General features: G+C 58.7%; 19 protein-coding genes. 14 read left to right on the top strand and 5 right to left on the bottom strand.

What is annotated here, in order from left to right:
• The first annotated feature begins 91 nt into the window (after positions 1-91).
• Positions 92-1,390 carry a D-amino acid dehydrogenase gene (locus ABLU67_RS14955; RefSeq protein WP_025106152.1) on the top strand — a complete coding sequence of 433 codons (1,299 nt, stop codon included), beginning with the start codon at positions 92-94 and terminating at the stop codon, positions 1,388-1,390.
• A gap of 12 nt (positions 1,391-1,402) precedes the next feature.
• Complete coding sequence (dadX, locus tag ABLU67_RS14950; RefSeq protein ID WP_057173640.1) at positions 1,403-2,473, top strand: catabolic alanine racemase DadX; 1,071 nt, start codon at positions 1,403-1,405, stop codon at positions 2,471-2,473.
• A 16-nt stretch (positions 2,474-2,489) separates the two neighbouring features.
• Here dadX and ABLU67_RS14945 read toward each other — a convergent pair whose 3' ends face one another.
• Both ABLU67_RS14945 and ldcA read right to left on the bottom strand, forming a co-directional pair.
• On the bottom strand, positions 2,490-4,223 hold the full coding sequence (locus ABLU67_RS14945) for a potassium/proton antiporter (protein ID WP_004851981.1): 1,734 nt from the start codon (positions 4,221-4,223) through the stop codon (positions 2,490-2,492).
• 92 nt (positions 4,224-4,315) lie between these two features.
• Positions 4,316-5,230 (bottom strand): muramoyltetrapeptide carboxypeptidase, encoded by a 915-nt coding sequence (gene ldcA, locus ABLU67_RS14940; protein ID WP_257198789.1) that lies wholly within the window; start codon positions 5,228-5,230, stop codon positions 4,316-4,318.
• Positions 5,231-5,325: 95 nt separating this feature from the next.
• Between ldcA and emtA the strand changes: the two genes are divergently transcribed.
• On the top strand, positions 5,326-5,937 hold the full coding sequence (emtA, locus tag ABLU67_RS14935) for a membrane-bound lytic murein transglycosylase EmtA (protein WP_009651970.1): 612 nt from the start codon (positions 5,326-5,328) through the stop codon (positions 5,935-5,937).
• A gap of 104 nt (positions 5,938-6,041) precedes the next feature.
• Here the strand turns inward: emtA and ABLU67_RS14930 are convergent, their stop codons facing one another.
• Positions 6,042-7,790, bottom strand: a complete 1,749-nt coding sequence (locus tag ABLU67_RS14930; protein ID WP_201993347.1) for an alpha,alpha-trehalase — start codon at positions 7,788-7,790, stop codon at positions 6,042-6,044.
• A 514-nt stretch (positions 7,791-8,304) separates the two neighbouring features.
• On the opposite strand from ABLU67_RS14930, the gene ABLU67_RS14925 reads away from it, so the two are divergent.
• The 8 genes from ABLU67_RS14925 (at position 8,305) to ABLU67_RS14890 (ending at position 19,083) form a co-directional block, all read left to right on the top strand.
• Positions 8,305-9,663, top strand: a complete 1,359-nt coding sequence (locus tag ABLU67_RS14925) for a glycoside-pentoside-hexuronide (GPH):cation symporter (protein ID WP_025106155.1) — start codon at positions 8,305-8,307, stop codon at positions 9,661-9,663.
• Positions 9,664-9,762: 99 nt separating this feature from the next.
• A complete protein-coding gene (locus ABLU67_RS14920) occupies positions 9,763-11,154 on the top strand; it encodes a carbohydrate porin (RefSeq protein ID WP_122116768.1) in 1,392 nt (463 codons plus the stop codon).
• Between the two features lie 83 nt (positions 11,155-11,237).
• Entirely contained in the window at positions 11,238-14,018 is a 2,781-nt protein-coding gene (locus ABLU67_RS14915; RefSeq protein ID WP_348852364.1) for a glycoside hydrolase family 3 N-terminal domain-containing protein, read from the top strand.
• A gap of 21 nt (positions 14,019-14,039) precedes the next feature.
• On the top strand, positions 14,040-14,930 hold the full coding sequence (locus tag ABLU67_RS14910; RefSeq protein WP_348852363.1) for an alpha/beta hydrolase: 891 nt from the start codon (positions 14,040-14,042) through the stop codon (positions 14,928-14,930).
• A gap of 207 nt (positions 14,931-15,137) precedes the next feature.
• Positions 15,138-16,577, top strand: coding sequence for a circularly permuted type 2 ATP-grasp protein (locus ABLU67_RS14905; RefSeq protein WP_014229793.1), 1,440 nt, complete (start codon positions 15,138-15,140; stop codon positions 16,575-16,577).
• The gene (locus ABLU67_RS14900; protein ID WP_004103215.1) at positions 16,571-17,500 is read left to right on the top strand and encodes an alpha-E domain-containing protein; all 930 of its coding nucleotides are present in this window, start codon (positions 16,571-16,573) and stop codon (positions 17,498-17,500) included. The genes ABLU67_RS14905 and ABLU67_RS14900 overlap by 7 nt, the downstream gene beginning before the upstream one ends.
• Positions 17,497-18,312, top strand: a complete 816-nt coding sequence (locus tag ABLU67_RS14895) for a transglutaminase family protein (RefSeq protein ID WP_048263754.1) — start codon at positions 17,497-17,499, stop codon at positions 18,310-18,312. Before ABLU67_RS14900 ends, ABLU67_RS14895 begins: the two co-directional genes overlap by 4 nt.
• Positions 18,313-18,330: 18 nt before the next feature.
• Positions 18,331-19,083, top strand: a complete 753-nt coding sequence (locus tag ABLU67_RS14890; RefSeq protein ID WP_102802954.1) for a proteasome-type protease — start codon at positions 18,331-18,333, stop codon at positions 19,081-19,083.
• Here the strand turns inward: ABLU67_RS14890 and ABLU67_RS14885 are convergent.
• Complete coding sequence (locus ABLU67_RS14885; protein ID WP_201993337.1) at positions 19,068-19,835, bottom strand: helix-turn-helix transcriptional regulator; 768 nt, start codon at positions 19,833-19,835, stop codon at positions 19,068-19,070. The two genes, ABLU67_RS14890 and ABLU67_RS14885, sit on opposite strands and share 16 nt — an antisense overlap.
• 94 nt (positions 19,836-19,929) lie before the next feature.
• Here ABLU67_RS14885 and ABLU67_RS14880 point away from each other — a divergent pair, with 94 nt between their 5' ends.
• The 3 genes from ABLU67_RS14880 (at position 19,930) to ABLU67_RS14870 (ending at position 22,950) form a co-directional block, all read left to right on the top strand.
• Positions 19,930-21,069 (top strand): MFS transporter, encoded by a 1,140-nt coding sequence (locus ABLU67_RS14880; RefSeq protein WP_348852362.1) that lies wholly within the window; start codon positions 19,930-19,932, stop codon positions 21,067-21,069.
• 104 nt (positions 21,070-21,173) lie between these two features.
• Complete coding sequence (locus tag ABLU67_RS14875) at positions 21,174-22,157, top strand: fatty acid desaturase (protein WP_014229788.1); 984 nt, start codon at positions 21,174-21,176, stop codon at positions 22,155-22,157.
• Positions 22,150-22,950: a PhnD/SsuA/transferrin family substrate-binding protein gene (locus tag ABLU67_RS14870; protein WP_201993336.1), complete on the top strand. Its 801-nt coding sequence runs from the start codon at positions 22,150-22,152 to the stop codon at positions 22,948-22,950. The genes ABLU67_RS14875 and ABLU67_RS14870 overlap by 8 nt, the downstream gene beginning before the upstream one ends.
• A 42-nt stretch (positions 22,951-22,992) precedes the next feature.
• Here ABLU67_RS14870 and ABLU67_RS14865 read toward each other — a convergent pair.
• On the bottom strand, positions 22,993-23,221 hold a 229-nt coding region (locus ABLU67_RS14865), incomplete at its 5' end, for a hypothetical protein (RefSeq protein ID WP_348852361.1).

Raw genomic sequence — 23,221 nt, 5'->3', positions numbered from 1 at the left:
CACCATAAATAAAGCGTATGTTGAATAATATTTTCATCTGAGTTATCAATTTGTAATCAGATGATTGTTCTTTAACGATTACGGAGCCGCTATGCGCGTCGTCATACTGGGAAGTGGGGTAGTTGGAGTCGCTAGCGCCTGGTACTTAAGCCAGGCAGGACATGAAGTGACGGTTATCGATCGTCAGCCGGGGCCGGCCGAAGAGACCAGCGCCGCTAACGCCGGGCAGATCTCTCCCGGCTACGCTGCGCCGTGGGCGGCGCCGGGCGTACCGTTGAAGGCGATTAAGTGGATGTTCCAGCGCCACGCGCCGCTGGCTATTGGGCTGGATGGCACGCCGTTCCAGCTGAAATGGATGTGGCAGATGCTGCGCAACTGCGACACTCGCCACTATATGGAAAACAAAGGACGTATGGTGCGCCTGGCGGAGTACAGCCGCGACTGCCTGAAGGCGCTGCGCGAGAGCACCGGTATCCAGTATGAAGGCCGGCAGGGCGGCACGCTGCAGCTTTTCCGCACCGACAAGCAGTTCGAAAACGCGACCCGCGATATCGCGGTACTGCAGGAGGCGGGCGTGCCTTACCAGCTGCTGGAGGCAAACCGCCTGCTGGACGTTGAACCGGCGCTGGCGGAAGTGAGCCATAAACTGACGGGCGGTTTACGTTTACCTAATGATGAAACCGGCGACTGCCAGCTTTTCACCACGCGTCTGGCCCTGATGGCGGAACAGGCGGGCGTGACTTTCCGTTTTAATACACCGGTGGATGAACTGCTCTATGAAGGGGATCTCATCTCCGGCGTGAAGTGCGGCGCTGAAATCATCAAAGCCGACGCTTACGTGATGGCATTCGGATCATATTCGACGGCCATGCTGAAAGGGCTGGTGGATATTCCGGTCTACCCGCTGAAAGGCTATTCGCTAACGATTCCGATCGCGGAAGAAGACGGCGCGCCGGTTTCGACTATCCTTGATGAAACCTACAAAATCGCCATCACCCGTTTCGACAGGCGTATTCGCGTTGGCGGAATGGCGGAAATTGTGGGATTTAATAAAGAACTGCTGCAGCCGCGGCGTGAAACCCTGGAGATGGTGGTGCGCGATCTGTTCCCGCGCGGCGGCCACGTTGAACAGGCAACCTTCTGGACCGGACTGCGTCCGATGACCCCGGACGGTACGCCGGTGGTGGGCCGCACGGCGTATAAAAATCTGTGGCTCAACACCGGCCACGGCACGCTGGGATGGACCATGGCCTGCGGTTCAGGCCAGCTGATCAGCGATCTGATCTCCGGGCGTACGCCGGCGATCCCGTATGACGATCTTGCCGTCGCCCGCTATAGCCGAGGCTTTACGCCGGCCCGCGCTCAGCATCTGCATGGCGTTCACAATTAACAAGGAGCTTTCATGTCTCGTCCTGTAAAGGCCAGCATTGATATGTCAGCCTTACGCCAGAATCAACACATTGTTCGCCGCGCGGCGCCCGGCTCGCGCCTGTGGGCGGTGGTCAAAGCCAATGCTTATGGCCACGGCCTGGCAAGGGTCTGGAACGCGCTGAGCGCCGCGGACGGTTTCGCGATGCTCAATCTTGAAGAGGCGATCCTGCTGCGCGAGCTCGGCTGGAAAGGGCCGATACTGATGCTGGAAGGTTTCTTCCATGCCGATGAGCTGGCGCTGTTTGATAAATACAGATTGACTACCAGCGTGCACAGTAACTGGCAAATCAAGGCGCTGCAGCAGGCGAAGCTGCACGCGCCCCTCGATATTTACGTCAAGGTGAATAGCGGGATGAATCGGCTGGGTTTTATGCCGGACCGTTTGCACATCGTCTGGCAGCAGCTGCGAGCGCTGGGTAACGTCAGCGAAATGACGTTAATGTCGCATTTCGCCGAAGCGGAAAACCCGGACGGCATTGTCGAGCCGATGCGGCGTATTGAGCAGGCGGCGGAAGGGCTGGATTGCCCGCGCTCGCTGGCGAACTCGGCGGCAACCTTGTGGCATCCGGAGTCGCATTTTAACTGGGTGAGGCCGGGGATCGTGCTGTACGGCGCCTCGCCTTCCGGCCTGTGGCAGGACGTGGCCAACACCGGGCTGAAACCGGTGATGACGCTAAGCAGCGAAATTATTGCCGTACAGAACCTGAAAGCCGGTGAAGCGGTCGGCTACGGCGCAACCTGGCGCGCGGCGGAGGAGCGGCGTATCGGCATCGTTGCCTGCGGCTATGCTGATGGTTACCCGCGGCTGGCGCCGAGCGGTACGCCGGTGCTGGTTGACGGCGTACGCACCGTGACGGTCGGGCGCATCTCAATGGATATGCTGGCCGTGGATTTGACCCCATGCCCGCAGGCAGGGATCGGCGCGCCGGTTGAGCTGTGGGGCAAAGAGATCAAAATTGACGATGTCGCGGCCGCCTGCGGCACCGTCGGATATGAATTAATGTGCGCGCTCGCGCCGCGCGTACCGGTTGTGACGGTGTAACTTAGCCTGAGGCGGATCACTCCGCCTCATCTTCCGCCATCCGTACGCCAACCCGCAGTACGTGATCCTCTTCTTTTTCCGCCACCGTCCACACCATCCCGGCAAATTCCACCTGGTCGCCGACCACCGGGGCGGCGCCTAACAGGTGCTGTATGACGTCACCCAGAGACTGCTGGCGATCGCGAAACTCTTCTCCCCCGTCAATGCCGTAAATCTGCGCGACGTCGGCAAATCTGGCACTGGCATCGAGAATAAAATCACCGAAGAAGCGCTGATCCAGCGCCACCGGCGGCGACTGGCTGAACAGTTTACCCAGCGCGGGCAGGTCGCGCTCGCGGCCAATCACGCAGAGAATATCGCCTTCCAGCAGTCGGGTACTGCCGGTAGGGTGCAGGAGTACGTTGTCGCGAAACAGCGCGGCAATCCGCGTCTCCGGCGGCATATGCAGGTCGCGCAGCGCCGCGCCGACGCACCATTTTTCGGCGCTAAGCTGGTACACGAACTGCTCCCACGGGTTTTCCGGATGGATATCCAGCCCGACGCGGGAGATGGGCGAGCCGACCGGCGGCACCACCACTTTGGCTTTCTTCGCCGCCCAGGAGAGCGAGGTCCCCTGTAAAAGCAGCGAGACCAGCACCACGAAGAAGGCCACGTTAAAGAACAACCGCGCATTCTCCAGGCCCGCCATCATCGGGAAGACGGCGAGAATAATCGGCACCGCGCCGCGCAGGCCCACCCAGCTGATAAATATCCGCTCGCGCAGGTTGAAGCCGCGAAACGGCAGCAGACCGGCAAACACCGACAGCGGACGGGCGATAAAGATCATCCACATCGACAGAATGAGCGCCGGGATGGCGATAGGCCACAGGTCGGACGGGGTGACCAGCAGGCCGAGCACCAGGAACATGGCGATCTGCGCCAGCCACGCCAGGCCGTCGAAGTTTTGCAGGATACCGTGGCGGTTGCGAATCGGCCGGTTGCCGAGCAGGAATCCGCACAGGTAGACCGCGAGGATGCCGCTGCCGTCCAGCGAGGTGGTGGCGGCGAAAATCATGATCCCGCCGCTCAGCGCCAGCAGAGGATAAAGCCCGGCCGGCAGCACAATGCGGTTAATCATCTGCAGCAGCAGATAGCCGCCGCCGAGGCCAATAGCGATACCCAACCCGAACTGCTGCACGATATGCACCGCGAACATCCAGCTCAGGCCGGTCTCGTGCTGCTGAATCATCTCGATAAGGGTAATGGTCAGGAACACCGCCATCGGGTCGTTGCTGCCGGATTCAATTTCCAGCGTCGAGCCGACGCGTTCGTTCAGCCCTTTACCGCCGAGGAGTGAGAATACCGCCGCGGCATCGGTTGAGCCGACGATAGCGCCGATCAGCAGCCCTTCAATCAGGTTGAGATGAAACAGCCAGGCCGCCATCAGTCCGGTCAGGGCCGAGGTGATTAGCACCCCGACCGTGGCGAGCGAGAGGGCGGGCCACAGCGCCACGCGAAAAGAGCTGGCCTGAGTGCGCATCCCGCCGTCAAGCAGGATAACCGCCAGCGCCAGGTTGCTCACCATGTAGGCGAAAGGGTAGTTGTCAAACGGAATGCCGCCGATACCGTCAATGCCCGCCAGCATCCCAATCGCCAGGAAGATAACCAGAATCGGGATGCCGAGGCGTGAGGAAAAGGAACTTAATAAAATACTACAGGTTACTAAAACAGAACCCAGGATAAACAGACTGATGACCGCAGCGGCGTCCAATGTTGACGTACTCCTTACCGGCGTGAAGATAAATTAAAAACTACACCATTTTAACAATCTGACGCCGATCGGGATATGCGTTAGAGGAATTTTTATTCCGCCAGAACCGGGTGGCCGCTGATGCTTAACGTGGTGATGGATGCGTTGTTGACCAGCAATGCTCTGGCGCCAAGCGGCAGGGTGACCGTACGCTGCTCGTGACCGAAATCCAGGCCGCTGATGACCGGAATGTTAAGCTGCTGGCGAAGGTAGTCGTATACCATCGGCAGATCGTATCCGGCATCGTAGTCGTTGGCGTCTGCGCCGGTAAAACTGCCGAGGATAATCGCCCGCTGGCGCGCGAGAATACCGCTGTTGAGCAGCTGTAATAGCATGCGTTCGACGCGGAACGGGTGTTCGTTAATATCTTCCACCACCAGAATTCCGTCGCTAATCTGCGGCATCCACGGGGTGCCGATAAGCGAGGTCAGCATCGCCAGGTTGCCGCCCCACAGCGTGCCGTCGGCGCGACAGTCCGGGCCTTCACCGTGCCATTCAAGCGTAAACGCCGGGTTGCGCAGCGCCTGCCAGAAATGGTGCTCGGTAAATTCGTTCAGCGTTTCAGCGCCGAAGTTTCCCGCCAGCATCGGCCCGCTAAAAGTGATTATGCTACCCTTTGCCAGCAGCCCCAGCTGGATGGCGGTGAAATCGCTGTGGCCGCAAATAAGCAGCGGATCCTGCTGCTGGCGGGCGATCAGCGCCTGCCAGTCAATCTGCGGCAGCAGGCGAGTCGCGCCGTAGCCGCCGCGTACCGCCAGCACGATGCGGTTTTTACCGGCGAGGGCGGCGAGCTGGTTGATATCGGCAAGGCGTTCATTCTCAGTTCCGGCAAAGCGCAGCGCCCGGCGGGGAATGACTTCCTGGTGCGCGACCTGATGCCCGGCCTCCTGCAGACGCTGCACGCCGCGATACGCCGCCTCCTGGTTGATGCAGTAACCGGAAGGGGCTACGAGATAAAACTGAGACATGACAATTCCTTGCTAAGAATGAAAGGGTTATCATGCCGCCTGGAGCGTTTATTGTCATCTCCGTGCGGCAAACTTCAGCCAATAAGGATAGATGTGTGAAATTGAGATGGTGTGTTTTTTTATGTGTATTGTTGGCCGGTTGTAGTTCAAAACACGATTATCGTAACCCGCCGTGGAACCCGGAAGTCCCGGTTAAGCGGGCGATGCAGTGGATGCCAATCAGCGAAAAAGCCGGTGCGGCGTGGGGCGTCGATCCCCAGCTGATTACCGCCATCATCGCCATTGAGTCCGGCGGTAACCCGACGGTGGTCAGCAAATCCGGCGCGGTTGGTCTGATGCAGCTGAAGCCCTCGACCTCCGGTCGCGATGTTTACCGGCGGATGGGCTGGAGCGGGGATCCTTCGGTGAGCGAGCTGAAGAATCCCGAGCGCAATATTTCGATGGGGGCGGCCTACCTCAGCATCCTCGAAAACGGTCCGCTGGCGGGGATTAAAGACCCGCAGGTGATGCGCTATGCGGTGGTGGTGTCCTATGCCAACGGCGCGGGCGCGCTGCTGCGGACGTTCTCGTCCAATCGCCAGGATGCGATTGAAGAGATTAACGATATGGACGCCGATGATTTCTTTGAGCACGTGGTGAAAAAGCACCCGGCACCGCAGGCGCCGCGCTATATCTGGAAGCTGCAGAAGGCGCTGGACGCCATGTAAAGGGCGCTCCCCGCAGGCTCAGCTTGCCGGGGAGCCATCGGCCCGGCCGATTCTGGAACTGCACATTGATAAAGACGCGCGGCGGGCCCCCGCCGCGCGGAGGTTTACGGCGCGACTTTTTTCTCCTCTACCGCAGCCGGCTGCTGAGCGGCAGGCTGCGCCGAGGCGTCCGCCGCTTTGCCGTTGTCGTCATTCGCCGCCGGGCGCGCGGTGGGGACGGAGTCACACGGCTTCTCTTTCGGACACACCAGGTCCAGCATCTTCAGGGTGACGCCGTTGGTCCAGCCAAAGCCGTCCTGTAGCGGATACTCTCCGCCACCGCCGCCTGTTCCGGTCGAGCTGACATCATATTTTTCCACCAGCTTCTGTTCGCTGTTGTAGGTGTGCTGAACGTTGCTGAGGAACCGCCAGCTCACCTCCATTGCGATTTTCTGCTGGCCATACTTTTGCAGGCCTTCAGCGGCGACCCACTGCAGCGGCGCCCAGCCGTTCGGCGCATCCCACTGCTGGCCGCTATTGACGGTCGTGGTGGTCAGGCCGCCGGGCTTGAGCAGTCGCGCTTCGGTGGCGGCGGCGACCTTCGCGGCGCGTTCGCTGGAGGCGGCGTTGACGTACAGCGGGAACAGCGCCGCGGCGGTCAGCTGATTGCGCACCTTATGACTTTTCAGATCGTAATCGGCGTACCAGCCCTCTTTATCGTTCCACAGATATTTCTCCAGCGCTTTCTGACGGGCGTTGGCTAATGCGTCATACTGCGCGGATTTAGCGCTATCCCCTGCCGCTTTACTGGCGCGGGCGATGGTTTTTTCCATGTGGAACATCAGCGAGTTCAGATCGACCGGAACAATCGAGGTGGTGCGGATGGTGCCGAGCTGCTGCGGGTTATCCATCCAGCGGGAGCTGAAGTCCCAGCCGGATGCCGCGGCGGAGCGCAGATCGCGGTAGATTTCAGTGGCCGGGCGGTTGGGATTGTTTTTGGCGGTTGTGACGTCGTCCAGCCAGGATTCCGGACGCGGCGTGTCGTTATCGTCCCAGTAGCGGTTGAGCAGGGCGCCGTCGGCCATCCGCACCACGCGCTTATTGGCGCTACCGGGCTCAAGCGCCTCAGCGCCATCCATCCAGTACTGGTACTCTTTCTCCATCTGCGGCAGCCATTTTTTGAGCGCCTCATCGCCCTCGTGCGTGGCCAGCAGTTCAACCATAAACGGGAAGAACGGCGGCTGCGAGCGGCTCAGATAGTAGGTGCGGTTGCCGTTGGGAATATGGCCCCAGGCGTCGATCTCCGCGGCGAAGTTGGTCACCATATCTTCAATTTTATCCCAGTGGCCGCTCTCAGCCAGGCCGAGCATGGTGAAGTAGCTGTCCCAGTAATAGACTTCGCGAAAGCGTCCGCCGGGCACCACGTAGGGCTTTGGCAGCGGCAGCAGCGAATCCCATTTTTCGACGTCGACGGTACTGCGGGTCAGTACGGGCCATAATCCGTTGATATGCTGGCGCAGCGTTTGTCCTTTTGGCGGAACGTACTGGTCGTTTTCGCGAGGCAGGGTAAAGTTGAGTTCTACGAAGTGCCGCAAATCAAAGCTGGTCTGGCTTTTCTGCATACGATAATCGGCAAGGATCATCAGCGGGTCGCCGTTCGGAATGGCGTCAGCAAACGTTTTCTGGTCAGAAAAAAGTTTCGCGCTTTGCACATCGTTAAATAGCGGACCGAGCAGGATATCGGGTGATTGCGGGGTGGGACGGGTTTCTTCAGCCTGAGCCGTCAACGTCGCCAGGGCGACAAACGCGCCCCCTAGCGCCAGACGAAGAGCAAAAGGCAGGGTAGCGGGGCGACGGGAAACGGGACTCGTCATAGATTGTTCTCCTTATCATTGCAGACTATGTGCCACTGCATTCGGCCATCAGAAAACCTTAGACGAATATCCGCCGCTGCGCGTGTCCGAGGTAACATTTTAAGTGAAAACAGAGTATTTACCGGGCACTGCTCTGTTCCGCACCGACAAAATATTGGCGGTTAAAACAGCGCTGTCTTGTAGGGTACTTCGGGGGATATTTTCGCTGAATATCTGGCAATTGATAAAAAACATAATCCGCGAATAAGAAAAATAAATAGACAAGCGGCATGGTATTCCTATATGGCATTTTTATCTGCTCATCCCTGTCGCCTGAAAAAAGTTAGCGAAGTATTAAAACATGTGATCTGCCAAACAAAAAAACGGGTTCTAATACCATTGAAGGCTGACAGGATCACATAAATAAAAAAACATAAATAATTAATAAAAAAACATAATGGCATCTGTAGGAGAGAAAAGTAAAAAATGCAGACATTACAGAAACCGGTTTCATTTTTTCGTAAAGGAGTGATGTATGTCTGCTGGCGACAAAATTTCTGTCAGAGAAAAAGTAGGTTACAGCCTGGGGGACGCAGCGAGCCATATTGTATTTGACTCCTCCGTTGCCATCTTAGCCTACTTCTATACCGATATTTATGGTCTACCGCCCGCCGTGATGGGGACGATGTTTTTGCTGGTTCGTCTGCTGGATGCGATTACCGATCCGATTATGGGGGCGATTGCGGATGCCACCTCAACCCGCTGGGGGCGCTTCCGTCCGTGGCTGCTGGCTATCTGCGTACCTTTTGCCGTGAGCTGCGTGCTGGTTTACTCCATACCGTCTTTCTCCGACTCGGGGAAAGTGGTTTATGCGGTTGCGGCATATATATTTATGACGTTGATGTACACCGCCATTAATATTCCTTACTGCTCGCTGGGTGCGGCGCTGACTTCCGATCCGCGTGAAAGCCTCTCTCTGCAATCCTGGCGTTTTGCCATCACGCCGATTGGCGGCGCGCTGGGTACCGCGTTTATTTTACCGCTGGCTGATCTTCTTTATCCTGGCGATCGGGCGACGGGTATTCAGGTCTCCATGGCGATATTTGGCGTTATCGGCTGCCTGATGTTTGTCGTCTGTTTCGCGACCACTAAAGAGCGCGTCCAGCCGATAAAAGAAGAAAATCTGAATATTGCCCGCGATGTGAAAATTCTTTTCCGCAACGATCAGTGGCGTATTCTCTCCGTTTACAACTTTATGATGCTGGTTGCCGTGGTGATTCGCGGCGGGGCGGTGGTATATTACGTCAATAGCGTGCTGAATAAAGGTGCGGACGTTATTACAATATTCATGCTCGGCGGGATGTTTGCCTCCATGCTGGGTTCGGTGCTGGCAAAACCGTTTGGTACGCGTTTCTGTAAGGTCAGACTCTCTTTCTGGATAAATCTCGTCACCGCTGCGCTGGGCGTCGTATGCTTTATGGTGCCGGTACAATATTGGGTGCTGGTGCTCGGCGTGCATATTCTGATCTCTATTATTCAGGGCGGCAACGGCGCGCTGCAGTGGTCGATGATTACCGACGTGAATAACTATGGTGAATGGAAAACCCAGCGTCGTATCACTGGAATGAACGTCGCGGCGAATATTTTTGTGATTAAGCTCGGCGTAGCCGTTGGTGGTGCGATTCTTGGATGGGTGCTGGCTTACTACCATTACGCGGCTAACACCACGGTGCAACCAGCCTCTGCGGTACATGGCGTAGTGCTATTGTTCACGCTGGTACCGTCAATTTTCTATGTTCTTACCGCAGTCTCTATTAAATTCTATGGCTTAACAGAAAATAGAATGAATGGCATTGTTGATGATTTGAAAAAAGGAACTTTTGCCGAGTCCTGAAAATAACAGAATAACACTTGTGGCGTTGTGAATTCATCTTCACATAGCCACAGGTGTATCCTGAATGAAATAAACAATAATTAATTTAGGGATATTCAAATGAAAATAAAATATATGGCTTTGGCTATTGGCGCCATTATGTCCTCTAATGTGATAGCAGCAAAAAATAATACCTCTGCCGATATTGACCAGCGCCTTGCGCAACTGGAGCAAAGATTAATTAACGCTGAACAGCGCGCCGCGGACGCTGAAGCGCAGATACAAACGCTTAAACAACAGCAAACAACGCCAGCAAAAACCGCGCCGGCGGTGAAAGTCGATGCCGCTGAGCCGGTCGTTCCCGGCGCGACTCCTACGAAACTTACGCTCTCAGGCTATGGCGACCTGAAGTTTTATGGTGATGTGGAATTCAATATGGATGGTGCCAGCGGTAGCGGTAGCCTGACGTCGGTAAAAACCTCTTCGAATAAAAACTGGGCGCCGGGTACTAAAGAACGTTGGGATATTAACGGCCGTATTCTGCTGGGCTTCGATGGTATGCGCAAAATGGATAACGGCAATTTTGCCGGTTTCTCCGCCCAGCCGCTGGCTGATATGACCGGTAAAATGAACCTTGACGATGCGGTATTCTTCTTTGGCAGGGAAGATGACTGGAAGGTAAAAGTTGGTCGTTTCGAGGCCTACGATATGTTCCCGCTGAATCAGGATACGTTTATCGAATATTCCGGCAACACGGCTAACGACCTCTATAGCGATGGCTACGGCTATATTTACATGATGAAAGAGGGCCGCGGCCGTAGCAGCAGCGGCGGCAACTTCCTGCTCAGTAAAACGATAGATAACTGGTATTTCGAACTTAATAACCTGGTGGAAAACGGCAGTACGCTGTTCCAGGACTCCAGCTATCACGGCAATACCCTGGAAAATGAGAAAAACGTCGCCTATTTACGTCCGGTGATTGCGTGGAATAGCGGTCGCTTCTCTACCGCAGTAGCGATGGAAAAGAACGTCGTGAAGAATGCTTACGGTTATTACGACAATCGCGGCAGTTGGGTCGACCAGTCGGACCGTACCGGCTATGGCTTGACGATGTCATGGAATGGACAAAAAACCGATCCGGAAGATGGGGTCACCACTAACCTGAACGTGGCCTATATGGATGCCTCCGATGAGAAGGATTTCACCGCAGCTATTAACTCCCTCTGGCATCGTTTTGAACTGGGTTACATCTACGCCCACAACAAAATCGACAAGTTTAACTCGGCTAATTATGTCTCTACCTGCGACGATGGCTGCTGGATCTCCAACGTGGGTGACTACGATATCCACACCATTCACGCATCGTACCTGTTCCCCAATGTCATGGATATGAAGAACTTCAACATCTACCTTGGCGCTTACGCCTCGTGGATTGAAGCGAAACCAACGGATGGCGACAAACATGAAGACTCCCGCTACGGCGGCCGTCTACGTTTCAAATATTTCTTCTGATCAAAGCAGAGCCCGCATTGTGCGGGCTCTGTTCATTATGCCATTACGCCTCCTGCGGAGGCTCGAGTTAACAGGACTACACCATGTTTGACAGTAAAGCGGGCACTCCGCTGGAAGGGTTTGCCGAATTTGCCACTGCCGCTGCCGCCGAAGGCGCGGTATTGCTGAGAAACGATCGCGGAATGCTCCCACTTAATCCTCTGCAGCCGGTTTCACTATTTGGCCGTACGCAGATTGACTACTATCGCAGCGGTACCGGTTCCGGCGGGGCGGTTAACGTGGTGAGCAGCACAACCTTGCTGCAGGCGATGCGGGAGCGAAGCAGGGGCAGGCTCAATGAGCAACTGGCTGCGCTTTACGAAAGCTGGATTGAACAACATCCCTTCGACAACGGCGGAGGGGGCTGGGCAGCGGAACCCTGGTACCAGCAGGAGATGCCGCTGAGCGATGAGCAGATTCGTCAGGCCCGCGCCGTCTCGACCCAGGCGGTTATTGTCCTCGGTCGTACCGCGGGTGAAGATCAGGATAATGCCGATGTTGAAGGCGGGTACCGGCTCACGGCCGATGAGAAGCACATGCTACACCAGGTATGCCGAGAGTTTGATGAAGTGGCAGTCGTGTTGAATACCGCCGGGCTTATCGATCTCTCATGGGCTGACGATCCGCTGCTGCGTCAACGCATTCACGCGCTTCTGTATGTCTGGCACGGTGGCGCGCACGGCGCACAGGCCGCAGCCTCGTTGCTATACGGTGATGTGACCCCTTCAGGTAAGCTGGTTGGCAGCATTGTGATATCGCTGGACGATCATCCGGCATCCCCCTGCTGGGGTGCGGAAGAAAAAAATCTCTACCAGGAAGATATCTACGTTGGCTATCGCTATTTCGAAACCTTCTCTGCGCAGAGCCTGCAGTTCCCCTTTGGCTTTGGTCTCTCATACACCTCTTTCACCCTGCAATCGGCGCGGGCGGAGACCTTTGGCGACCTGATCAAGGCGACCGTCACCGTGACCAATCGCGGGGAGCGCTTCGCGGGAAAAGAAGTGGTGCAAATCTACCTCCAGGCGCCGCAGGGGGCGCTCGGCAAACCGGCCAAAGCGCTGGTGGCTTTTGCCAAAACTCGCCTGCTGCAACCGGGGGAAAGCGAGACCTTAACGTTATCAATTCCGCTGGAACGCTTTGCTTCTCTGGACGATAGCGGGGCGACCGGGCATCCACACTGTTATGTGATGGAGCCAGGGCTTTATCGCTTGCTGCTTGGTAACAGCGTGCGCGATTTACAGCCGCTGCCGGTTGACGGCGAGGCGGGGTACGCGCAGAAAACGCTGCGGATCCTCTCCTGCCATCAGCAGGTGCTGGCGCCGACGGTGCCTTTCGTACGTATAAAACCGGTCGCGGACGGCGATGATGGGCGCTATCAGATCGAGTGGGAGGACGTGCCGCGGCGGGAGATTAATCTGCGCGCGCGCATTGAGGAGCGTTTGCCAGAGGCTATCACCCTTACCGGTAATCAGGGACTGACGCTCAACGACGTGGCTGAAGGGCGTACCACGATGAATGCCTTTGTTGCTCAGCTGTCTGTTGAGGAACTGGCCTGCCTGGTGCGCGGAGAAGGCATGTGTAGCCACAAAGTGACGCCCGGCGTCGCATCGGCTTTTGGCGGCGTAGCCGACAGCCTGCTGGAAAAAGGCATTCCTCTGGCATCGACCGCCGACGGCCCATCCGGGATTCGCATGGATAACGGCGCGAAGGCCACTTTGCTTCCCAGCGGTACATTATTGGCCTCCAGCTGGGACCCGATCCTCGTGGAACGCTTATACGTGATGGAAGGCAAAGAGCTGCTGCGCAACGGTATCGACCTGCTGTTAGGGCCGGGGATGAACATCCAGCGCCATCCGCTGAACGGGCGTAATTTTGAGTACTTTTCCGAAGATCCGCTGCTCACCGGGATGATGGCGGCGGCGGTGGTTCGCGGCATTCGCAGCGGCGGCGGGATTGCCACCCTCAAGCACTTTGCCTGCAACAATCAGGAGTTCGCCAGAGCCAAAGCGGATTCGGTGGTGTCAGAGCGCGCGCTGCGTGAAATCTATCTCAAAGGTTTTGAGTATGCGGTGAAATCCGGCGGCGCAAATGCGGTAATGACCGCTTATAACCCGGTCAACGGCCACCATGCCGCATCCAACTACGATCTCACCACCACCGTACTGCGCGAGGAGTGGGGCTTTCGCGGGATCGTGATGACCGACTGGTGGGCAACGATGAACGATCCCATCGATGGCGGCGCGGCGAGCACTCACAACACCGCGGCGATGATCCGCGCGCAGAACGACCTTTATATGGTGGTCAATAATAACGGCGCGGAAGTTAATGCGGGGGGAGATAATACCCTGGCGGCGCTGGCGACAGGCGAGCTAACGCTCGGTGAGCTTCAGCGCTGCGCGATAAACATCCTCGACTTTATGATGCAGACGCAGGTCTTTAAGCGCGGGGAGATGCCGCGGGCGGGGATTATTCGCCTGGCGGCGGATCCTGCGTGCGATGGGGCCTGTCCTGGCGCAATTAAAATCGCCGAGCAGTCGCGGCTGCGCTACGACGAGGAGCTGGTGCTGAGCGTTGAGCGAACAGCGGTATATGACGTGCTGGTGAGCGTTCACGCTAACGGTGCGCCGCTCGCACAAACCGCCTGCAACCTGCTGCTTAATGAACAATTTGTGGCGACGATCCAGACCAACGGTACGCTCGGTCGTGAGATTGTGCAGAAGCTGTGTCGGATTGAGCTACAGTCGGGGAAATATCGCGTAGACTTTGATTTTATCAAGCCGGGTCTGGTGGTGGACTGGCTGGAGCTCAGGCTCGTTAATGACTAATTTCCGTCTCAGGAGCCGCCGATGAACCGACGCCATTTTTTGTTTTTAAGCGCCGCCGCGCTGCTGGCGGGCGGTCGTCTTCGCGCCGCTGAAAGCCAGCAAACGATCCGCCTGTGGCCTGGCGTGCCTCCCGGCGGCGGCGGACCGGACGGCCCCGTTCGCTTATCGGCACGCGGCGCGCTAAGCCATATCGTCCAGCCTGAACTGACGGTATGGCGTCCCGCAGCGCCACGCGGCCACGGCGTATTAATTGCTGCCGGCGGCGGCTATCGACGCATTGAAATGGCGAAGGAGGCCTGGCCCGCCGCGCGCTGGCTAACGATGCGCGGCTATACCGCGTACGTGCTGACCTATCGTCTTCCCGGGGAGGGGTGGCAAGCGGGCGGCCTTGCTCCGCTGCAGGACGCTCAGCGGGCGCTGCGCCTGATTCGTCAGCGGGAAGCCAAAGTCAGCCTTCTGGGGTTTTCCGCCGGCGGACATTTGTCGGGAATGGCTGCCTGTCGCGCTGATTTTGCCTCTTACTCGCCGATCGACGGCGTGGACGACACCCCGCCCCGGGCCGACGGCGCCGCGCTGATTTATCCGGTGATTTCTCTCGAACCTCCGTACACCCATACCGCCACCCATCGGCTCCTCGCCGGGCCTCACGCCGCGGAGGAGGTGGATCGCGCCTGGTCGGTACAAACCTGGGTCAGCGGGCGGACGCCGCCCTGTTTTCTGGTTCAGGCGGAGGACGATAATGTCTCCGATCCGCACAATACGTTGATAATGGCCGCCGCCTGCCGTCAGCATCAGGTCCCGGTCACCCTGTATCGTTACGCCAGCGGCGGTCACGGTTTTGCGCTGGGCCGGGCCGGTACGTCCAGCGTCGAGTGGCCCGAGCGCTACGCTGCGTGGCTCGCGGCGCGTTAGCATCGCGTGAATCGACTTGCCCCAAATTGGTGCGCTTTAAGCGAAAAACAGGCCATAAATAAGCAAAGCGTCTGATTGTTTTTTATTCAATTCAGCGTCATGGCATAACAGCGTAACGCCGCGCCGCCGCGCTGCGTTACCTGGCATAATTAATGCTTATCTCTTACCGGGATTACCTCAAAGTGAGTACAACCGGAGGAGACGGCCATGATAAAAATAACGCTTCCTGACGGGCATTATTATGATGAGATGCTTACCGCACAGGGAGAGCAGCGTCAGCACTATAACGCCTGGTGGCAATGGTTTCGCAGTACCGATCAATTCTCTATCCGGCAGAAGAAAGAGCAGGCGGAGCTGCTCTTTCACCGCATCGGCATCACCTTTAACGTCTACGGCGAGGATGAGGGCACCGAACGACTGATCCCTTTCGACAGCGTGCCGCGTATTATTCCCGCCGGCGAGTGGCAGCGGATTGACCGCGGCATCCGCCAGCGGGTGAAAGCGCTCAACGCTTTTCTTTACGATATCTACCACGATCAAAATATCCTTCGCGCGGGGCTGATCCCGGCCGAACAGGTGCTGGCGAACGAACAGTATCAACCCTGTATGCAGGGGATAAATTTACCCAATAACACCTACGCCCATATCACCGGAGTCGATATGGTGCGCAACAGCGACGGCCAGTATTACGTGCTGGAGGATAATCTGCGCACCCCCTCCGGCGTCTCCTATATGCTGGAAAACCGCAAAATGATGATGCGGCTGTATCCCGAAATGTTCGAACAGCACCATATTGCGCCGGTAGAACGCTACCCCAGCTATCTGCTGCAAACGCTGCGCGAAAGCTCGCCGGTGGACGATCCGTGCGTGGTGGTGATGACCCCGGGGCGGTTTAACAGCGCCTATTTTGAACACAGCTTTTTGGCCCAGCAGATGGGCGTTGAGCTGGTGGAAAGCGCGGATCTGTTTATTAAAACCGGGGCGGTGTACATGCGCACCACCGAAGGACCGCGGCGCGTGGACGTCATTTACCGGCGTATCGACGACGCATACCTTGACCCGCTGGCCTTCCGCGCCGACTCCATGCTAGGCGTTCCGGGGCTGCTGTCGGTGTATCGCGCCGGGGGCGTGGTGCTGGCCAACGCCATCGGTACCGGCGTCGCCGACGATAAATCGATCTACCCCTTCGTACCGGAGATGATCCGCTTCTATCTGGGCGAGCAGCCGATCCTGAGCAATATTCCCACCTGGCAGTGTCGTAAGGCGGAAGATCTCAGCTACGTGCTGAGCAATCTTGAACTGATGGTCGTGAAAGAGGTTCACGGCGCGGGCGGCTACGGCATGCTGGTTGGCCCGCGCTCGACCAAAGAGGAGCGCGATGCGTTTCGCCAGCGCCTGCTGGCGAATCCGGCCAACTATATCGCCCAGGACACCCTGGCGCTGTCGACCTGCCCAACCTTTGTCGACGAGGGGCTGGCGCCGCGCCATATCGATTTACGTCCCTTCGTCCTTTCCGGCCAGGAGATCCGCCTGGTTCCCGGCGGGCTGACGCGGGTGGCGCTAACCGAAGGCTCGCTGGTGGTGAACTCGTCGCAGGGCGGCGGCACCAAGGATACCTGGGTGATGGAGGATGATGAATCATGTTAAGCCGCACAGCGAGTGAACTCTTCTGGATGGCGCGCTACCTTGAGCGCGCGGAAAGCTATGCCCGGGTGCTGGACGTGACCTGGAAGCTGTCGATGATCCCCCGCCACAGCCAGCAGTCACGGGATTTAGCCTTGCCGCTGAATCTGTCGCTGACCCATGAGCTGTTTCAGGCGCGGCACGCGCGTTTCACTATGAGCAACCTGCTTAATTTTTTCGCGCTCGACGGCAACAACCCGTACAGCATTTTCAGCTGCGTCGAGATGGCGTGGAACAACGCCCATGCGGTGCGCGGCAGCCTGTCGGCGGAGGTGTGGGAAAGCATCAACGCCACGCGCATTGAGCTGCGAAAGCTGCGCCAGCAGGGGATCGGCGAGCTGGGCAACGACGCTTTCTTTGAGTGGGTAAAAGAGCGGGTACATCTGTTTCGCGGGGCGATCCTCGGCACGCTGCTGCGTAACGACGCCCTGAGCTTTATCGGGATCGGGACGCTGATCGAGCGGGCATCCGCCACCGCGCAGCTGCTGTTGATTAAGGATCAGCAGTTGAACAGCGATCCCGATCCGGTACGCGAGTACTACCGGCTGGATACGCTACTTAATGCGGTCAGCGCCCGCGAGGCCTACAACAGCATTTACCGCCAGCCGGTCAGCCGCGAAACGGTGATGGAGCTGCTGATCCTGCGCAACGATGTGCCGAGATCGCTGAGAGCGAGTATTTCCGACCTCGTCGGGCAGCTGGAACAGATTGCCAACGACCGCTCGCACTTGCCGCTGCGGCTGGCGCACCAGCTCAACGTCGACCTGCGTTTCAGCACCCGCGACGATCTGGCGCAGGCCGATTTACAGGTCACCCTTAATGCACTGCTGGCGCGGATTAACGCGCTTTCCGACAGCATCAGACAAACCTATCTGGAGGCGTTATGAAACTGGTTATCGATCACCTGACCCGCTACGGCTACGATGAAGAAGTGAAGTTTTCGACCCAGTATCTGCGCCTGACGCCGCGCAGCAGCGGTCGGCAGAAGATCACCGCCTGGACATTAACCCTGCCGGACGGTTCCGCCGTCGCTACCACCGACGCCTGGGGCAACGTGCTGCACGTGCTGACGCTGGATAATCCGCATAAAGAGATTACCATCCGCGCCAGCGGGATCGTCGATATCGCGGAAGAGGGGGACGACATCGGCACGGAGCCGCAGGAGCTGCTGTCGCCGCTGGTTTTCTTGCGCTGTACGCCGCTCACCCGCGCCGACGGCCCGATCCGCGAATTCGCTCAGCGCTGGTATCAGCCGGAGGCGCAGGAGGAGAGCCTGAACCGGTTAATGGCCGAGCTGCTGCTGAGAATGCCCTATTCGCCGGGCGCCACCCAGGTGCAGGACTCCGCCGCCGATGCCTTTGCGCGCGCGAAAGGGGTTTGCCAGGATCACACCCACGTGTTTCTCGCCTGCTGTCGGGCGCTGGAGATCCCGGCGCGCTACGTCAGCGGCTACGTTTACAGCGATAACGCCGAGCACGTCGCCATGCACGCCTGGGCCGAAGTGTGGCTCAACGAGCGCTGGCAGTCGTTTGATATCACCAATAACACCCGCAGCCTGAATCAACATTTGCGGCTGGCGACCGGGCTGGACTATCTTGATGCGTGCCCGGTACGCGGCACCCGCCTCGGCGGCGGGGGGGAAATCATGTTAACTAACGCTGAAGTGCGCGAGCATTCGCAGCAGGCGCAGCAGCAATAACGGCAGGAACAAAAAACGATGACCTACTGTGTGGCCATGTGTTTGTCAGATGGACTGGTATTTGCCTCAGACTCCCGCACCAACGCGGGAGTGGACCATATTGCAACGTTTAAAAAACTGCACGTTTTCCATCAGGATGGCGAACGGGTCATGGTCCTGCAGTCGGCGGGCAACCTGGCCACCACTCAGAGCGTGATTAGCCTGCTCAGCGCCCGCATTCGCACCCAGCAGGAGCCTAACCTGATGCAGGTGACCTCGCTATACGACGCGGCGATGCTGATCGGTAAAACCTTACAGGAGGTGATTCAGCGCGACAGCAGCAATCAGCAGAACTGCGGCAATACCAACTTCAACTGCAACCTGCTGCTCGGCGGGCAGATCGCCGGCGAAACGCACCGGCTGTTTCATATCTATCCGGAAGGCAACTTTATTGAAGCCACGCGCGACACGCCCTATTTCCAGATTGGCGAGAGCAAATACGGCAAGCCGATTATCGACCGGGTTCTGACCATCGATACTCCCCTGGAGCAGGCGATGTGCTGCGCGCTGATTTCGATCGACTCCACCCTGCGCAGCAATCTTTCGGTGGGGCTGCCGCTGGACACCCTGCTGTACCGCAGCGGTAGCCTTAGCAGCGCCGAACAGCATCGGATCACCGAAAGCGATCCCTATTTCAATACCATTCGCAAAGCGTGGTCCGAAGGGCTGCAGAACACCTTTCTGAAGCTGCCGCCGTTCACGCCGGGCGGCCACCATCAGGCGGAAAAATAACGCCCCGGCGTCATGCCGGTCATGGTGCGGAAGAAGTAGATAAAGGCGCTGTCGCTGGCGAAGTCGAGCGCCTGCGCCGTATCGGTAATCCGCCCCCCGGTTGCCAGCATCTCGACCGCTTTCATTAATCGCCACTGTTGACGCCACTGCTGGTAGGACATCCCGGTATCGCGGCGAAACAGTCGGCTGATGGTTTTTTCGCTGGCGCCGCAGCGGGCAGCGAGCGTCCCAAGCGGCGGCGGCAGCGCGTCGCCGCAAACCATCGCCAGCCGTTTATCCTGCGGCAGCGCGAGCATCATCGGCTCCCGCGCGGCGGCGCGAATTTCCGCCTGGCACAGGGCGGCGAGATGCCGTGCCGGCTCGGCCTCCCAGTCGGTATCCCAGGGGCTGGCGCTGATGCGCTCTAATAGTTCGCGCAGCAGCGGCACCACGTTGAGTATCGCCGACTGCGTTGGCAACTGAGGGTAACGCTGCGGCTGAAACCAGACGGAACGATAGTCGACAATGTTTTTCATCTCCGCGCGATGGCTGACTTCAGCGGGGATCCACGCCGCGCGCCCCGGCGGCAGCAGGCACAGCAGGGCGCCATCGTCGAGCGTTAAACGCACGCATCCCTGACGGGTAAACAGGATCTGCGCCATCTTATGCCAGTGGCTGCCGGAGTCGTGGTTACCGAGCGCCGACTGCACGCCAATCAGGCTACTTTTCAACGCATCCGGATCGAATGCCGCGTCAGCGTCAAGCCAGGCCATAATGTCTGATTTCCGATATTTAAAGTCATTATGTTTATAATGTTCGATAAACGGCTTCCCTACAATAGCGCCTCTTGTTAATCAGGAGGTGGATATGTTGGGACGTGCCGCGCTGGTGCTGGTGACCGCGCTACTGATGTTTCCGCAAATAGCGGAAACGATTTATAGCCCGGCGCTGACCGATATCAGCGCCCGTTTTTCCGTGAGCGCGCCGCAGGCGGCGCTAACCCTTTCCGTGTACTTTATCGGTTTTGCCGTCGGCGTTTTGCTGTGGGGCGGATTCAGCGATCGCTACGGCCGGCGTCCGGCCCTGCTGGCGGGGTTAGGGGTTTACGCATTGGGGTGCCTGATGGCGCTGTGGGCGACGGATTTTTCGCTGCTGCTGGCGGCACGGATCGTCACGGCCGCTGGCGCGGCAACCGGTTCAGTGGTGACGCAGACGGTCCTGCGGGACTGCTATCGCGGGCGGCAGCTGGCGGGAATTTTTTCGTTTATCGGCCTGGCGCTGGCGGTGAGCCCGGCCGTCGGGGTCTATATCGGCGGCGGGTTGACCGCCCTCTGGGGGATGCGCGGCGTATTCAGCGCGCTGGCGCTTTTGGCCGCCGCGCTTCTGCTGGGCTGCCTGGCATTGATGCCGGAAACGCGTCCGCAAAACCTCAGGAGAGGGCCGTTTCTTCACGTGCTGCGGCGGATGGTGGGCGATACGCGTATCGCCCTGGCGGCAATCCTGGTGGCGGCATTTAACGTCAGCCTGTTCAGCTACTACAGCCTGGCTCCGTTTCTGTTCGCCCGATTCGATCTTGATGCCCTGACGTTTGGCTACAGCGGTATGTCGCTTGCCGCGGGTTCGCTGCTCGGCGCGCTGCTTAACCACCGGCTGCTGCGTCGGAATGTCTCGCTGGGGCGGATACTCGCCATCGCCTGCATTCTGCACTTAGCCGGCGGCGTCGCGGTGTACGTGCTGCGGGAATCAATCTGGTTTGTGGCGCCGGTTGCGCTGGTCACCCTTGCCTGGGCCATGGCGATCCCGCTGGTGCTGGGGTCGGCGCTGAGCGCCTACGGCGACTGTCGGGGCACCGCCGGCGCCTTTTTCGGCCTGTTTTATTATGTCCTGATTGGCGCCGGTCTGCTGGCGGCCGGGTGGGGGCAATCGCTGGGTGCGTCGCTGCTGGCGTGCGCGGGCGTGAGTATGCTCGCCGGGTGGCGTTATATCATCGTGCTCAACGAGGGCTAAGGTGATTTTCTGGCAAAGCTAAGCGATTTAAATTCTTTGTTATTTAACGCGTTATCTCACATCTTCGGAGGATCAAACGATAACGCGAAAAGGCAGTGGCAGGAATGGCAAAAAGCAGGTCGGTCTATCTGCATCCGCAGCAGCGCGAGCGGATTCATCAGTTTTCCCGTAGCTGGCTGTGGCGCAGCGAGCTGCCCACCTGGCTACTGATCGTTGCCGTCTACGGCGGCTGGTTTGCCTCGCTGGCCTGGTGGCGCGAGCTGGGCATTTTCCCCGCCACGCTGCTGCTCATCTGGTTCACCGCCTGGTATATGTCATTGCAGCATGAGCTTATTCACGGTCACCCCACGTCGCGACCATGGTTTAACCAGCTGCTGGGGACCCTGCCGCTGGCGGTCTGGTATCCCTACGGGCTGTACCGCGACTCGCACCTGGCGCACCATCATCATCATTTGCTGACGCAGCCGGTTGACGATCCGGAATCCTACTATTTTACGCCGCAGAGCTGGCAGCGTTTTGCCCCCTGGCAGCGTAGCCTTATTCATCTGCGCAATACGTTTATCGGCAGGCTGCTGGTGGCGCCGCTGCTGGATATTGCCCAGACGCTCGGCAGCGCGCTGGCGGCATTTCGACACCGGCGGGTGAACACAATAGCGATGTGGCTGGTTCACGGCCTGCTGCTGGCGGCGCTGTTCGCGTGGATGAATCACCTCGGCTTTTCGCCGCTTTACTTCGTGCTGGCTATCAGCTACCCGGCGCTGGCGTTGACCAAAGTGCGCTCTTTCCTTGAACACCGCGCCGCGGACGATCCGCTGGCCCGTTCGGTGATTAACGAGGCGGGGCTGGTCTGGCGGGTGCTGTTCCTCAATCTCAACTACCATTCAGTGCATCACGATTTGCCGGGGGTACCGTGGTACGGGCTGCGAAAAATCTATCTGCATAATCAGGCGGAGTATCAGCGGCGCAACGCCGGGTTTGTGGTGCGCGGCTACGGTGAATGGCTGCGGCATTTTTTTGCCAGGCCGGTGGCGGTGAATGCCCATCCCGGCTTCAACCAGCAGGGTAAGGCGGATGAAGAGCATGAGTGAAAGGCTGGCGTTTCCGATGTACGCGGTGAATGACGAGGATACTCAGGCGCTCTGGCGGGCGGTGCGGCAGCTGCTGGCGGCCCGCGGCGTGGTGGAGGAGGATACGCTGTCGTATCAGGTACCTGAGGATCTGCTGACGCACTGGCGCCATCCGGCGCTGCTGTTGAGCCAGACCTGCGGTTATCCGCTGATGACGCGGCTGCCGGCAGTGCAAACGGTCGGCTGTTTTCACTATTCCGCGCCCGGATGCGAAGGGCGGAACTACCGCAGCCTGCTGGCGGTACGTGAGGCGGACGGTGGTCAGACGCTGGCGGATTTTCGCGGGCGCCGGGTCGTGTGCAATTCGCCGGATTCCCAGTCCGGCTATAACGTGCTGTTAAACATGGTCGCGCCGCTGTCGCGCGATGGGCGTTTCTTCTCGGCGGTCGCGTTTAGCGGCAGCCATCGCCAGTCGCTGCGTGAACTTCAGCAGGGGACGGCGGATATTGCCGCTATTGATTGCGTGACCTGGGCGCTGCTGCAGCATCATCAGCCGGAGGCGCTGGCGGGGCTGGCGGTGATTGCGCGCAGCCCGCTCGCCCCGGGTCTGCCGCTGATTACGTCGGCGACGACGTCCGCGGCGACGCTGGGGCTGCTGAGAGAGGCATTGCAGCAGCTGGTGAGCGATGAACGCTACCGGCCGCTTTGCGAAGCGCTGTTTATCTGCGGCTACAGCGATATGCGGCGCGCGGACTATCAGCCCCTGCTGGCGTGGCGTGATGAGGCGGCGGCCAGGGGCGTTGTGCGGCTGTAGGCGGCAATTTCCCCGGGCCGCGGCGCAAGCGCCTTGCCCGGGCTACCGGCCCGCAGGCGGTTGTGAACCCGTAGCCCGGCTAAGCGCAGCGCCACCGGGAAGAAAACCGCAGCAAAGCATCCGGCAGCGCACCTTTCCCGGAGGCGGCGCGTTGCGCCTGTCCGGGCTACCGATCCGCAGGCGGTTGTGAACCCGTAGCGCGGCTAAGCGCAGCGCAAGCCGGGAAGAAAACCGCAGCAAGGCATCAGGCAGCGCACCTTTCCCGGAGGCG

Origin of the sequence: Klebsiella sp. GN_Kp190, assembly GCF_040061795.1 — a bacterium.
Classification (GTDB): domain Bacteria; phylum Pseudomonadota; class Gammaproteobacteria; order Enterobacterales; family Enterobacteriaceae; genus Klebsiella; species Klebsiella michiganensis.
This window is presented reverse-complemented; position numbering and strand designations above follow the sequence as displayed.